Genomic DNA, 14063 nt, shown 5'->3' on the forward strand with positions numbered 1-14063 from the left:
AGACCACAGGCAATGCTACCCCTCCATCTCCTCACGCAGCATTTCCAGTTCCAGCCACTCTTCCTCGAGTGCGGCCAGCGTGGCGCGTTCCTTGTCGAGGGCGGCGATGGTCTTTTGGAACGAGGCCGGGTCGCGCTCGTAATAGGCGGGATCGGCGATGTTGTTTTCCAAACGCGAGATCGAGGCCATTACCGCCTCGATCTTCTTGGGCAGCGATTCCAGGGCGAATTTCTGCTTGAACGACAGTTTCTTCGACGGCCCTTTTGGCGCTGCCGGCTCGCTCTTGCCCGGCGCCGGCGCATCGCTGGCTTCGGCCTTGGCGCGCGCCTTGCGGTCGTCGAGCCGGGTGCCGCCGCGCTGCGCCAGCATGTCGGAATAGCCACCGGCATATTCGATCCAGCGGCCGCCTCCGTCCGGGGCGATGATGCTGGTGACGGTGCGGTCGAGGAAGTCGCGGTCGTGGCTGACCAGGATGACCGTGCCGGCAAAGCCGGCGACAAGTTCCTGCAACAGTTCCAGCGTCTCCATGTCGAGATCGTTGGTCGGCTCGTCGAGCACCAGAAGGTTGGCCGGCCGCGCCAGAACACGCGCCAGGAGCAGCCGCGCCCGTTCGCCGCCGGACAGCTCGCGCACCGGGGTGCGCGCCTGTTCCGGCTTGAACAGGAAATCCTTCATGTAGGACACGACATGGCGCTGCTCGCCATTGATGACGAGGTTTTCGCCGCGCCCGTCCGTGAGATACTGCGCCAGGGTCTCGGCCGGATCGACCGCCTCGCGCTTCTGGTCGAGCGTGGCGATTTCCAGATTGGTGCCGAGCCGCACCGAGCCGGCATCGGGCTTCATCTCGCCGGTGAGCATCTTCAACAGCGTCGTCTTGCCGGCGCCGTTCGGCCCGACAAGGCCGACGCGATCGCCGCGCTGGATGCGGGTCGAGAAGCCCTTGACCACGGTCAGGTCGCCAAAACTCTTCTCGATGTTCTTGGCCTCGATCACCAGCTTGCCGGACTCGGCGGCGTCGCTGGCCACCATGGTCGCCGAGCCTTCGGCGCCGCGATGGCCGCGAAAACGCTGGCGCATGGTCTGCAGTTCGCCTAGGCGGCGCATGTTGCGTTTGCGGCGAGCCGTCACGCCATAGCGCAGCCAATGCTCCTCGCGCACGATCTGGCGGCCGAGCTTGTGCTGTTCGCGCTCTTCCTCTTCCAGCACAAGGTCGCGCCATTCCTCGAAATGGCCAAAGCCCTTGTCGAGGCGGCGGGTCTGGCCACGGTCGAGCCAGACAGTGGCGCGCGAGACGCGTTCGAGGAAGCGACGGTCGTGCGAGATGACGATCAGCGCCGAAGATGTCCGGACAAGCTCTTCTTCCAGCCATTCGATGACCGACAAATCGAGATGGTTCGTCGGCTCGTCAAGCAGCAGAATATCGGGTTCGGGCGCCATGACGCGGGCAAGTGCTGCGCGGCGCGCCTCGCCGCCGGAGAGATCGTTGGGGTTCTCCGTGCCGGCGAGGCCGAGATGCTCCATCAGATATGTGGCGCGGTAGGGATCGTCGGCAGGCCCAAGCCCGGCCTCGACATAGGCACGCACATTGGCAAAGCCGTCCATGTCGGGCATTTGCGGGAGATAGCGCACCGTTGCCGAAGGCTGGCGGAAGACCTCGCCGTCTTGCGGCTCGATCAGACCGGCGGCAATCTTCAGGAGTGTCGACTTGCCGGAGCCGTTGCGGCCGACGAGCGCGATCTTGTCACCGGCGGACGCCGTCAGTTCGGCGCCATCGAGCAGCGGCGTGCCGCCAAAGGTCAGTCTTATGCCGTCGAGGTTGAGAAGGGGCGGGGCCATGTCAGCTTTCAGGCAAGGGATAGGGGTGGGCGAGCAGCAGCGCGCGGCCATGGCCGAGCGCGATTTCGAGGCCCCCGGTCTTGTTGGACTTGACCTCGTTCGAGATGGTCAGCGACGAGCCGAACACGACCTCGACATGGTCGAGCGGCCACTTCGCGCCGGACACGGTGAGGCCCGAAAGATCGGAAAAGCCGAGCACCGAAAACAGCGTTCCGTCGGCATAGTCGAAGCCGGCCTTGCCAGGCAGCAGAGGGGCGCCTTCCTGCGCTCCGCTGGTCAACAGCACTTTTGTGCCGGCCTCGGCCAGCCGCAGGCTGAGCGCCAGATGGAGGAAGGCGTGGTCGGCGCGCCTGCCGCCGAAAGCGCCGGCCAGCACCAGGCTGGTGGCGCCGCGTTCCAATGCCGCCGCGATCGCCAGTTCGCCATCGGTCTTGTCCTTTTCGGGAGGAAACACCTCCCGCGGCACGGCGGCGAGATCGGCAGGCAGGTCCGCCGGCACGGAATCGAAATCGCCGACCCACAGCTCCGGCATCACGCCGAGCAGGCGGGCATGATCGATGCCGGCGTCGGCGGCGATGACGCGCGTGCCCGCGACCTGGCGGTCGAGCCGCGGCGTGCGGACGAGATCGCCGCCAAGCAGGATGGTGAATGTGCTCATATCCGCTGGCCCTTACCAGCCCCGCCGACGAAACGGAAGGCCGAGCGGCACCGTCACTCTTTGTTGGAGCATGATCTTTTTCCGGAAACGGATTCCACTTTCCGGGATCATGCTCGGGCAAACTTCCGCTTGCGTGGCACCTTGGCCGGGCCTATGTGTCGAAACGCTCTAACGGGGTGCCGGACGCGATCTTCGCGGACCGGCTGAGAGGCAGTCTCGCCAACCCGCTGAACCTGATCCGGTTTGTACCGGCGGAGGGATTAGACGCTTCGGACAGCCCGACGCCTCAATTCCTTTCAACACGAATGAAGGAGGCGCCGATGCGCATGTTTTTGTCCCGTCTTGTCCCAGCGCTGGGGCTTGCTGTTTCGCTACTGGCAAGCCCTGCGTCCGCGCAGGAAAAACTCACGATCTATACCTATGAGAGTTTCACTGCCGACTGGGGTCCAGGCCCCCAGGTGAAGAAGGAATTCGAGGCCGAGTGCGGCTGCAGCGTCGACTTCGTCTCGGTGGCCGACGGCGTCGCGCTGCTCAACCGCGTCAAGCTCGAAGGTGCCTCGACCAAGGCCGATATCGTGCTTGGCCTCGACACCAACCTCACCGCGGAAGCCAAGGCTTCCGGCCTGTTTGTCCCACATGGCGCGGTGGCTGAAAACAACGTGCCGGGCGGCTGGAGCGACGACACTTTCGTGCCCTACGATTATGGCTATTTCGCCGTCGTCTACGACACCGAGAAGCTGAAGAGCCCACCGAAGAGCCTGAAGGAATTGGTCGAGGGCGATGCCGCCGACAAGATCGTCATCCAGGATCCGAGGACGTCGACGCCGGGCCTTGGCCTGCTGCTGTGGGTCAAGTCGGTCTATGGCGACAAGGCGCCGGAAGCCTGGGCGAAACTCAAGGGCAAAGTGCTGACGGTGACGCCGGGCTGGAGCGAGGCCTACGGCCTGTTCACCAAGGCCGAGGCGCCGATGGTGCTGTCCTATACGACATCGCCGGCCTACCACATGGTGGCCGAGAACACCGGGCGCTACCAGGCGGCCTCGTTCGAGGAAGGCGAGTATCTGCAGATCGAGGTCGCCGGCATCACCACCACGGGCGCGAAGAACCCCCTGGCGGCGAAGTTCCTGGCCTTCATGACCGGGCCGAAATTCCAGGACGTCATTCCGGAGACCAACTGGATGTTCCCGGCCGGGAAAACCGCCAAGCCGCTCAATCCGGCTTTTGATAGGCTGGTCAAGCCGGCGAAGACCTTGCTGTTCAGCCCGGAAGAGGTCGCGGCAAATCGCAAGGCCTGGGTGGATGAATGGCTGGCGGTGATGAGCAAGTAGGAATTCAGGATGCTGCTTGAACACCCCCCTCTGGCCTGCCGGCCATCTCCCCCGCAAGGGGGGAGATCAAGCGCTCGGAAGCTTTCGCCAACCTCCAACGCTGCGAGGATGGGGCGGGGAGCGAAGCTGCTAATCTCCCCCCTTGTGGGGGCGATGTCCGGCAGGACAGAGGGGGGTGGGCGGGAACTCGACGTCCGTGAAATATTTCCGTCAGCAGCCAACGTGCGATGTAGGGTTGGATAGCGCAAAATGCGTGCGCACTATCCCTCTGATCCCCGCATCACCCCCGGCACCATCGCGCTTGCGGCAATCGCGCTGCTGATCGGTGGCGCCTTCGCCGGCCTTATCCGCGAAGGCGCGCACGACCTTTCCGGCGCCGCGTCCGCCTTTGACCTCTATCTCCTGCGCGTTGTCCGCTTCACGCTCTGGCAGGCTGCGCTCTCGACTCTGCTTTCCGCCGTACCGGCGCTCTTCGTCGCCCGGGCGCTGTCGCGGCATCCGCGCTTCTTCGGACGCGGCTTCATCCTGCAGCTGTTCACTGTGCCCCTTGCCTTGCCGGCAATTGTCGGAGCGCTGGGCATACTGGCGCTCTATGGCCGCGCCGGTTATTTCGCCGCGATCGGTGGCCAGAGCTGGCCCGACATCTATGGGCTGTCGGGCATCCTCGTCGCCCACGTCTTCTTCAACCTGCCGCTGGCCACCCGGCTGTTCCTCGAAGCGCTGGGAACGGTGCCGGCCGATCAATGGCGGCTGGCGAGCCAGCTCGGCATGGGGGCGAGGCCAGCCTTCCGGCTGATCGAGTGGCCGGTGCTGCGCGCCGCGCTGCCGGGCGTCGCCGGGCTTGTCTTCATGCTTTGCATCACCTCCTTCACCATCGTGCTGATCCTCGGCGGCGGGCCGGCGGCGACGACGCTGGAAGTCGCCATCTATCAGGCGCTGCGTTTCGACTTCGATCCGGCGCGAGCGGTGACGCTGACCGTGCTGCAGATCGCGCTGACTTTTGCCGTCATGCTGGCGCTGACGCGGCTTGGCGCCAATACGACCGGCGACGCCAATTTGCCTGTCGCGCCGCGCCGCTATCACTTGGCCAGCAAAGCAGAAACAGCGTTCAACGCCGTCCTGATCGTGCTCGCCTTGCTGTTCGTCGCCGGACCGATGGCGGCCACCGTTGCCTCCGGCCTCGGCGCCGATCTCGGCCGGCTGGCGGGCGAGAGTGCCGTGCGTCAGGCGACGCTGACCAGCGCCGGTCTCGCCTTCTCGGCGGCGCTACTTTCGGTGGCGCTGGCACTGTCGCTGATCATGGCGCGGCGGGCACTGTCGCTGCGCCGCCGGTCCAGTGCCCGTTCATTGCTCGAACATGCCACCGACACCGGCGCCGGCTTCGTCCTCGTCGTGCCGCCCATCGTTATCGGCGCCGGCTGGTTTCTCCTGCTGCGCACGGTCAGCGATGTCTTTGCCATTGCGCCGGTCATGGTCGTCACCGTCAATGCGGTGATGGCGATGCCCTTTGCCATCCGCGCGATGCGCCCGGCCTATGATGCGGCGAGCGAGCGCCACGAAAAGCTGTGCGCGCAGCTCGGCATTGCGGGCTGGAACCGGCTGCTTCTGGTCGACTGGCCATCGCTGCGGCGGCCGCTGGCCACCGGCTTTGCCTTCGCCATGGCACTGTCGCTCGGCGATCTCGGCGTCATCGCGCTGTTCGGCAGCGATTCGGTGCAGACCTTGCCCTATCTCCTGCTGGCGCGCATGGGCAGCTATCGCACGGCCGATGCTGCCGGGCTGGCTTTGCTGCTCGGGGCGGTCTGCCTTGCATTGGTGGTCGCGGCAGACTGGCTGGGACGGGGAGAGAGATCGTGACGTCCGCTGTGGAGAAAGGCACGACTGTCCGGCTGGACAAGGTCTCGTTCAGCTATGGCGAAACGTCATTCCTGTTCGATGTCGAATTCCATACATCTAAGATCACCGCCATCATGGGGGCAAGTGGTTCGGGCAAATCGACCTTGCTCAATCTGGTGGCTGGTTTCGAGACGCCGGAGTCCGGTCGTGTGCTGATCGGCGGCGCCGATGTCAGCGCCGAGCCGCCTTCGGCGCGGCCGGTGTCGATGGTATTCCAGGAAAACAATCTGTTTGCTCATCTCTCGGTGGAGAAGAATGTCGGGCTCGGCCGCTCGCCATCGCTCAACCTGACCGACGCCGATCGCGCCGCAATCGCCGAGGCGCTTGACCGCGTCGGCCTGGCCGGCAAGGAAATGCGCCTGCCGCGCGAACTCTCCGGCGGCGAAAGGCAGCGCGTGGCGCTCGCCCGCGTTCTGGTGCGCGACCGGCCGGTGCTGCTGCTCGACGAGCCGTTCGCTTCGCTCGGGCCAGCACTGCGCGACGACATGCTCGACCTGGTGGCCGGCGTTCATGCCGAGCGGGCGATGACGGTGCTGTTCGTCACGCATCAGCCGGAAGACGCTCGCCGTATCGGCGAGCAGATGGTTTTTCTGGACAATGGCAGGGTTGCCGCGACGGGACCTGCCGCCGATTTTTTCGACGGCACTGGCCCTGAAGCGTTTCGGCGCTATATCGGCGCAAGTTCGGGCGGATCACGCGATATTGCCCGGAAGCGGACATAATTTACGACCAAACCGGCTACAGGTGATGTGGCGCTTGCTTGCCATGGTCCAGTCGATGTGGCTAGGTCCGCTTAGTACTGGTCCGGCACGAGCCGTGATTTGCCCCTACAGCGCCGCACCCGGCCGGATGCGTAAACGCTGTAGGTTTTTTGATGTGTGCAGGATTGCCAACGAAAACCGATTTTCGCTGGCGCGGACCCCGGTCCAAATCATGCGCCGAGAGCTGAAGGAACGCCGTGCTGCCGACCGGCACTGACACTTTGAAACGCAGACCGCTGGTGCGCTTCCTCGCGCTGGCCGGCCTTGCCGTGGCGCTGGCCAGCTGCCAGATGTTCACGCCTCCCGAAGTGCAGGAATCCGGCTTCCAGCCTTCCGACAAGCCGATCACGGTCGACAATGTCGCCGCCAACAGCAAGCTTGCCGAACTGGCGAAGGCGCAACATCCGCGCATCCTTGCCACCTATGGCGGCGAATATTCCGATCCCAAGCTCGAGCGCATGGTGGCCAAGGTTGTCGGCAGCCTGACCGTGGTATCGGCCAATCCGACCCAGACCTATCGCATCACCATCCTCAATTCGCCCAACGTCAACGCTTTCGCGCTGCCGGGCGGCTATCTCTACGTCACCCGCGGCCTGCTGGCGCTGGCCAATGATTCGGCCGAACTCGCCGCCGTCATCGCGCATGAGATGGGCCACGTCACCGCCAATCACGGCTTGCAGCGCCAGCAGCTCGAGGCCGAGGAAGGCCTGGCGACCAAGGTGGTCTCCGATGTGCTGGGCGACAGCCCGACCGCCAAGCAGGCGCTGATCCGTGGCAAGCTGAGGCTGGCGCAGTTCTCGCGCAACCAGGAGCTGGAGGCAGACGCCATCGGCATCAAGTCGATCGGCGAGGCCGGTTACGACCCCTATGCCGCCGGGCGTTTCCTGCAGTCGATGTCGGCCTATACCGATTTCCGCTCGATCAGCGGCGCCACCGACGCCAGCCTCGACTTCCTGGCCACGCACCCCAACACGCCGCAGCGAATTGATCTGGCGCAGCGCCACGCCCGCCAGTTCGGCGCGCCGGGCATCGGCACGCGCGACCGCGATTCCTTCCTGGCCGGGATAGACGGCCTGCTCTATGGCGACACGCCGGAAGAGGGCTATGTGCGCGGCCAGACCTTCCTGCATCCGGGCCTCGGCGTATCGTTCACGGTGCCCGACGGCTTCATCATCGACAATTCGGCGGCGGCGGTGACGGCGACCGGTCCCGGCGACATGGCGATCCGCTTCGACGGTGTGTCGATCGACAAGGATCGTGCGCTGACCGACTACATCAGAAGCGGCTGGGTGGCCGGTCTCGACGAGACCAGTGTGCGCCAGGAGACGATCGACGGCAACGAGGCGGCGACAGCGCACGCCGGCGCCGATGGCTGGCAGTTCGACATTGCGGTGATCCGCGCCGGCGGCCAAGTCTACCGGCTTTTGACAGCGGCCCCCTCGGCCAGCACGACACTCGATCCGGTGGCACGCTCGGTCAGCGGTTCGTTCCGCGTGCTCAGCCCCGCCGAGAAGGCGGCACTGAAGCCGCTGCATATCCGCGTCGTCACGGTACAGGCCGGGCAGACGATGGGCACACTTTCGGCGCAGATGGTCGGCGTCGACCGCAAGCTCGATCTGTTCCGCGTGCTCAACGCGATGTCGCCGGGCGCCTCGGTTTCGGCCGGCGACAAGGTCAAGATCGTCACGGACAGATAGCGCCGGTCTTCGTCAGAAACCCCAGCCTTCGTAGTGCTTTTTTCTGAGATAACTTTTCTGAGATAACTCGGGGCGGTACCCCTGTTCCTGGCAATCTCACGCTGCCATGAATTCGGGGTTCTGCTTGACCAGCGCGAGCTTGAGCTTTTCCATGGCGCGGGCCTCGATCTGGCGGACACGCTCCTTGGAAATGCCGAGCGTCTCGCCGAGCGCCTCAAGCGTCGCACCTTCGTCGGTCAGCCGACGCTCCTCGATGATCCTGAGTTCGCGGGCATTGAGCGCGCGGAGCGCCGTCTTCAGCCACATCAGGCGCCGTTCGACGTCGATGGTGTCGCCGGCGACCTCGTCAGGCAATGGATCGTCCGAAATCAGGAAGTCCATCCGCTCGGTGGTACCGGCCTCATCGGCGAGGGGTGCGTTGAGCGAAGAGTCAGGTGCTGAAAGCCTGGAATCCATCTTCGCGACATCGGCCTCGGAGACGCCTAGGGCTACCGAGACTTCGCGGTAGAGCGTGGCGTTGGAGATCGGCTCGGCGCCATTGGCAAGACGGGCGCGCAGGCGCCGCAGGTTGAAGAACAGCGCCTTTTGCGCCGAAGAGGTGCCGCCGCGAACGATCGACCAGTTGCGCAGGATATAGTCCTGCATCGAAGCGCGGATCCACCATGTCGCATAGGTCGAGAAGCGCACCTCGCGCTCCGGCTCGAAACGCGCGGCTGCTTCCAGCAGCCCGACATGGCCCTCCTGGACCAGATCGCCGAGCGGCAGGCCGTAATGTCGGAACTTCGAAGCCATGGAGATGACCAGCCGCATATGGGCGACGGTGATCTGATGCAGCGCCTGCTGATCCTGGTCCTCCTTCCAGCGCAAGGCGAGAACATGTTCCTCATCGCGCTCGAGGTAGGGGGCTTTCATTGCCGTGCGGACCATGGTCCGTCCTGCCGTGTCTTCGATCATGCCGCGCTCCTGCTCCCGGACATTTTCGGACGGCCTGGCGGCCGTTATCTCTGTTTGACGCAATTCCGAAGGAAACCGCTTTCCCACTTTCCTGGAATTGCTTCGGGCCTAGCGCAGCCAAGGGTTCTTGAAATGGAAACGCGGCGCCCTACAACAAGCCATGAACGTGCCATACCGGGGATTGGTTCCGCCGCCGAGGGCGGTTGTTTTGTGCGGTCCGACAGGGCGCATCGACACCGCAGATCGGGACTATTGGCACCGATCGGAGCTGCTTTGAGAATCTGATTTCTGGATCGCCGTTTTTTTGAAATCTGGTTCCTTATTTTGCTGCGCTGTATCTGTCAGTTTCCGGCTCTCACAAGCGCCGGACACCGGCCAAGGACGGGATCACATAGAAATGAAATGGCTCAATTCGCTCATCATCGCCGGAACGCTGCAGGTTCTGGCTGTTACATCAGGCCACGCCGGCGCCAATCTCGACCAGATCAAGCAGGCCGGCACACTCAAGGTCGGCACCGAAGGCACCTATGCGCCCTTCACCTATCATGATGCTTCCGGCGCGCTGGTCGGCTTCGACGTCGAGATCGCCAAGGCGATCGGCGACAAGCTCGGCGTCAAGGTCGAGTTCCTCGAAGGCAAATGGGACGGGCTGATCGCCGGCCTCGACGCCAACCGCTACGACGCCGTGATCAACGAGGTCGGCATCACCGACGCGCGCAAGGCCAAGTACGATTTCTCCGATCCTTACATCGCCTCCAAGGCCGTGCTGATCGTGCGCGGCGACAACACCGACATCAAGACCTTCGCCGACCTCAAGGGCAAGAAGTCGGCACAGTCGTTGACATCGAATTTCGGCAAGCTCGCCGAGACCAACGGCGCCGAACTTGTCGGCACCGACGGCTTCGACCAGTCGATCCAGCTGCTGCTCACCGGCCGCGCCGACGCCACCATCAATGACAGCCTGTCTTTCCTCGACTTCAAGAAGCACAAGCCGGACGCCAATGTGAAGATCGCCGCGCAGGAAGAGAACGCCGACTATTCCGGCGTCATCGTGCGCAAGGGTGATCCGGAGCTGGTCGCGGCGATCAACAAGGCGCTGGCCGACATCAAGGCCGACGGCACCTACAAGAAGATCGCCGATACCTATTTCGGCCAGGATGTCTCGCAGTAAAGACCATCTCCCGGCGGTTTGCCGGCAATGACAAATAGCGGCGGGCCGTCTTTGACGGCTCGCCGTTATTCGCATGATATGAGAAGCACACAATCGCACTGCCGTCACCGCGGCGGTCTGTGAGGGAGGAGCCGTTCGTGCCGCACTGGCTACACCTGATGCTGGACTCGTTGCCGACACTGCTGTGGGCGGCGTTGATCTTCACCGTACCGCTGACATTGCTATCGTTCGCACTCGGCCTGTTCGTCGGCCTGGTTGTCGCCCTGGTGCGGCTGTTCGGCCCCAAGCCTCTGGTTGCCGTGGTCCGCTTCTATGTCTGGATCTTTCGCGGCACGCCGCTTCTGGTGCAGCTGTTCCTGATCTTTTACGGCCTGCCTTCGGTCGGCATATTGCTGGATGCTTTTCCGGCGGCGCTGATTGGCTTCACCCTCAACATAGGCGCCTACAGTTCGGAAATTATCCGCGCCGTGATCGGCTCGGTGCCGAGGGGCCAGTGGGAAGCGGCCTATTCGATCGGCATGACCTGGAGCCAGGCGATGCGGCGCACCATCCTGCCGCAAGCCGGCCGCGTCGCCGTGCCGCCGCTGTCCAACACCTTCATCTCGCTGGTCAAGGATACGTCGCTGGCCGCCGCCATCACCGTGCCGGAGATGTTCCAGGCGGCGCAGCGCATCGTCGCCACCACCTATGAACCGCTGATCCTCTATGTCGAGGCGGCGATCCTTTATCTGGCGATGAGCTCGGTGCTTTCGGCCTTGCAGACGCGGCTGGAGGAGCGGCTCAACCGCTATGGCGGCTTCCTGGAGGCGCGCTCATGATCGGCCTCACCGATATCGAAAAGCGCTTCGGCGACAATCTGGTGCTGAAGGGCGTGACGGTCACCATTGCCGAAGGCAGCGTCACCGCGCTTGTCGGTCCCTCCGGCGGTGGCAAGAGCACTCTGCTGCGCTGCATCAACCTGTTGGAGATCCCGACCTCGGGCATGGTGCGCATCGGCGACGAGACGCTGGAATTCCGTCCCGGCATCAAGATCCCCAGCCGCGACATCCAGCGCCTGCGGCTGCAGACCGGCATGGTGTTCCAGAACTTCCAGCTGTTCCCGCATCGCACCGCGATCGAGAACGTCATGGAAGGCCTGGTGACGGTGCTGAAATGGCCGACGGCAAAGGCGCGCGAGCGGGCACTGGCGCTGCTCGAGAAGGTCGGCATGGCGCACAAGGCGGATGATTGGCCGGCAACGCTGTCGGGCGGCCAGCAGCAGCGTGTGGCCATCGCCCGCGCCCTGGCGCCGTCGCCCAAGGTTCTGCTCTGCGACGAGCCGACCTCGGCGCTCGATCCGGAACTGGCGCAGGAAGTGGTCGACGTGCTCGGAAAACTCGCCAGCGAAGGCACCACCATGGTGATGGCCACGCACGACCTTCGCCTTGCCTCCAAGATCGCGCAGGAGGTGGTGTTCCTCGATGCTGGTGTCGTCGTCGAGAAGGGGCCGTCCACCGTGGTGTTCAGCAATCCGGAGCGGGAACGGACCAAGCGTTTTATTGCGACGCTGAAGCAGGAGGCGGAGAAGGAAGCCGGCGGCTGAGCCTTCTACCTCCCTCTTGTGGGGAGGTCGGACGGAAGGTCCGGGTCGGGTCTGTTGCCGTCCCCCATCTTCGCAGCGACCTGCCTGGGCGAGCCACGGGTCTCGCCCGTCCTTGGAACCCCACAAGGGGAGGGTAAAAACATAAACCCGGCACAAGGCCGGGTTTTCATGAATTCGACGGTGAAAGCGATCAGGCAGCTTCTTCCTGCTCGGCTTCCTCATTGTCGGCCTTGGCGCCGCGCTTCGGGCCCTTGTTGAGGTTGACCTCGATCAGGCGCACGGCTTCGGTTTCCGACATGCGGTTGACTGCCGCGATCTCGCGCGCCATGCGGTCGAGTGCCGCCTCATAGAGCTGGCGCTCGGAATAGGACTGTTCCGGCTGGTTGTCGGCACGGTAGAGGTCGCGCACGACTTCCGAGATCGAGATCAGGTCGCCCGAATTGATCTTGGCATCATACTCCTGCGCACGGCGCGACCACATGGTGCGCTTGACGCGGGCGCGGCCCTGCACGACCTTCAGCGCGCGCTCGACATAATCCTCTTCCGACAGCTTGCGCATGCCGATGGAGGTCGCCTTGGCGACCGGAACCTTCAGGCGCATCTTGTCCTTCTGGAAGTCGATGACGAACAGTTCCAGCTTGTGGCCCGCAACTTCCTGCTCGTCGATCGAGACGATCTGGCCGACGCCGTGTGCCGGATAGACGATGTACTCGCCGGTCTTGAAACCGTGGCGTGCCGAGGTGGACTTCTTCTGCGGGGTGATCGTTGCCATTACGCCCTGAACTCCTTGTTGTGGCACCGGCGGCCTGCCGGTCCGAACGCATGCGACCGGGGACACCGATCGTTAGCCGCACAACAAGATGAACCCATCGGAAAAAGCCGGGACCGGCAAACCGCATACATAGCGACTGCCTGGCCCAGATCGCTCTGGTCCGATTGGGGATTTCACCTTTCAGTGATTTGGGGCGCTTGCGCCATAAATCGACGTTGTGTCACCGGCATGTTTCAACTGGTGTAGCACAAAAAGTCGGAAGAATCAAGGTTTTGCTGCAAACGCGAAGGTCGAGCGACATCGCCGCCTGTCAAGGCAGTTAATGTATGATGCGCGTTACGCAGCGTTATGACGATCCAATAGGCCGCACTTTTTTGCTTTGCGCATCACCCTTTCCGAAATCGATTCCGATTCCAGGGTCATGCGCTCAATCGCCTTCGCCGGGCTCGGCGGAGAAATATTTCTCGAACTTGCCGGCCTCGCCGTCGAAGCTCTTGGCATCTGCCGGAGGCTCCTTCTTGGCGGTGATGTTGGGCCATTTCTCGGCGTATTCGGTGTTGACCTGCAGCCATTTGTCGAGGCCCGGCTCGGTGTCGGGCTTGATTGCATCGGCCGGGCATTCCGGTTCGCAGACGCCGCAGTCGATGCACTCGTCGGGATGTATGACAAGCATGTTCTCGCCCTCGTAAAAGCAGTCGACCGGACAGACCTCGATGCAGTCCATGTACTTGCATTTGATGCAGTTGTCGGTCACGACATAGGTCATTGGTCGGCTCCGGGACGTCCCGTTCTTGCTAGAGCGACGTGCGTCCACTTGGACGCACAAAGTACGCTCTAACACTTTGAATCTGCGCATCGTGCCTTCCGAAAAATCGATTTCCGATTTTCGCGCCGATGCGGCGGCTTTTTTGGTGAGGTAACGCCTTTGCCTGCCGCTTGCAAGGGCAGCCATTGCAGGCGGGGCCCGCGTGTCCGGAATGAAATTCCAGACCGCCGGCATGGCGCAGACGGCCAAGGCTTCAGTCTTCGCCGAACAGCCGGTCGGTTTGCCTGCGCTCTTTCTTGGTCGGCCGGCCGCTGCCGGCGTCGCGCAGCGCCGGAATGGCATCGGCAACAGCCTCGCCTTTTGGGACCGGCGGCGGGGACATGTCCTCGTAGAGCGTGCGCGCTTCCTCGGCCGGACCGCGCCGCACGCCGGTGCCAAGCACCTTCCAAATGAAAATACGGCGCTCGTGCGTAATGGTCAAAACGTCGCCAGGCTTGACCAGATCGGAGGCCTGCGCTGCTTTGTCGCTGTTGATGCGGACGCGTCCCGCGACAACCAGCTTGGCCGCCAGCGAGCGCGATTTTATCGCGCGCGAAAAGAACAGCCACTTGTCGATGCGCTGACGACCTTCAGCAACCATCG

Annotated in this window: 13 protein-coding genes and 1 riboswitch; of the genes, 7 read left to right on the top strand and 6 right to left on the bottom strand. The window is 63.6% G+C overall.

Annotated features, from left to right (window positions below):
* Window positions 1-15 precede the first annotated feature (15 nt).
* Together NKI06_RS24445 and NKI06_RS24450 are read right to left on the bottom strand one after the other, a co-directional pair.
* Window positions 16-1836 carry an ABC-F family ATP-binding cassette domain-containing protein gene (locus tag NKI06_RS24445; protein ID WP_023690493.1) on the bottom strand — a complete coding sequence of 607 codons (1821 nt, stop codon included), beginning with the start codon at window positions 1834-1836 and terminating at the stop codon, window positions 16-18.
* Window position 1837: 1 nt separating this feature from the next.
* Complete coding sequence (locus NKI06_RS24450) at window positions 1838-2494, bottom strand: thiamine diphosphokinase (protein ID WP_352987470.1); 657 nt, start codon at window positions 2492-2494, stop codon at window positions 1838-1840.
* 162 nt (window positions 2495-2656) lie between these two features.
* A riboswitch (TPP riboswitch) is annotated at window positions 2657-2771 on the top strand.
* A gap of 43 nt (window positions 2772-2814) precedes the next feature.
* Between NKI06_RS24450 and thiB the strand changes: the two genes are divergently transcribed.
* From thiB to NKI06_RS24470, 4 genes are all read left to right on the top strand, one after another.
* Entirely contained in the window at window positions 2815-3822 is a 1008-nt protein-coding gene (gene thiB, locus NKI06_RS24455) for a thiamine ABC transporter substrate binding subunit (protein ID WP_352987471.1), read from the top strand.
* A 249-nt stretch (window positions 3823-4071) separates the two neighbouring features.
* A complete protein-coding gene (gene thiP, locus NKI06_RS24460; RefSeq protein WP_352987472.1) occupies window positions 4072-5679 on the top strand; it encodes a thiamine/thiamine pyrophosphate ABC transporter permease in 1608 nt (535 codons plus the stop codon).
* Window positions 5676-6440 carry a thiamine ABC transporter ATP-binding protein gene (gene thiQ / locus NKI06_RS24465; protein ID WP_352987473.1) on the top strand — a complete coding sequence of 255 codons (765 nt, stop codon included), beginning with the start codon at window positions 5676-5678 and terminating at the stop codon, window positions 6438-6440. Before thiP ends, thiQ begins: the two co-directional genes overlap by 4 nt.
* Window positions 6441-6769: 329 nt before the next feature.
* Window positions 6770-8176, top strand: a complete 1407-nt coding sequence (locus tag NKI06_RS24470) for a M48 family metalloprotease (RefSeq protein ID WP_245260366.1) — start codon at window positions 6770-6772, stop codon at window positions 8174-8176.
* Window positions 8177-8272: 96 nt separating this feature from the next.
* On the opposite strand, the gene NKI06_RS24475 is transcribed toward NKI06_RS24470, so the two are convergent.
* Window positions 8273-9130, bottom strand: a complete 858-nt coding sequence (locus tag NKI06_RS24475; RefSeq protein ID WP_023731851.1) for an RNA polymerase factor sigma-32 — start codon at window positions 9128-9130, stop codon at window positions 8273-8275.
* A 397-nt stretch (window positions 9131-9527) separates the two neighbouring features.
* On the opposite strand from NKI06_RS24475, the gene NKI06_RS24480 reads away from it, so the two are divergent.
* The 3 genes from NKI06_RS24480 (at window position 9528) to NKI06_RS24490 (ending at window position 11883) form a co-directional block, all read left to right on the top strand.
* Window positions 9528-10301, top strand: coding sequence for an amino acid ABC transporter substrate-binding protein (locus tag NKI06_RS24480; RefSeq protein WP_023673667.1), 774 nt, complete (start codon window positions 9528-9530; stop codon window positions 10299-10301).
* 137 nt (window positions 10302-10438) lie between these two features.
* The gene (locus NKI06_RS24485; protein WP_352987474.1) at window positions 10439-11119 is read left to right on the top strand and encodes an amino acid ABC transporter permease; all 681 of its coding nucleotides are present in this window, start codon (window positions 10439-10441) and stop codon (window positions 11117-11119) included.
* Window positions 11116-11883, top strand: coding sequence for an amino acid ABC transporter ATP-binding protein (locus tag NKI06_RS24490; protein WP_023673665.1), 768 nt, complete (start codon window positions 11116-11118; stop codon window positions 11881-11883). The genes NKI06_RS24485 and NKI06_RS24490 overlap by 4 nt, the downstream gene beginning before the upstream one ends.
* Before the next feature lie 190 nt (window positions 11884-12073).
* Here the strand turns inward: NKI06_RS24490 and NKI06_RS24495 are convergent, their stop codons facing one another.
* From NKI06_RS24495 to NKI06_RS24505, 3 genes are all read right to left on the bottom strand, one after another.
* Complete coding sequence (locus NKI06_RS24495; protein WP_023673664.1) at window positions 12074-12655, bottom strand: CarD family transcriptional regulator; 582 nt, start codon at window positions 12653-12655, stop codon at window positions 12074-12076.
* Window positions 12656-13082: 427 nt separating this feature from the next.
* Window positions 13083-13421 (bottom strand): ferredoxin FdxA, encoded by a 339-nt coding sequence (gene fdxA, locus NKI06_RS24500; RefSeq protein ID WP_013529180.1) that lies wholly within the window; start codon window positions 13419-13421, stop codon window positions 13083-13085.
* Between the two features lie 253 nt (window positions 13422-13674).
* Window positions 13675-14061: an RNA-binding S4 domain-containing protein gene (locus NKI06_RS24505; protein ID WP_023699303.1), complete on the bottom strand. Its 387-nt coding sequence runs from the start codon at window positions 14059-14061 to the stop codon at window positions 13675-13677.
* Window positions 14062-14063: the final 2 nt, after the last annotated feature.

The sequence above is a fragment of the Mesorhizobium sp. M0772 genome (genome assembly GCF_040320135.1).
Lineage (GTDB): Bacteria > Pseudomonadota > Alphaproteobacteria > Rhizobiales > Rhizobiaceae > Mesorhizobium.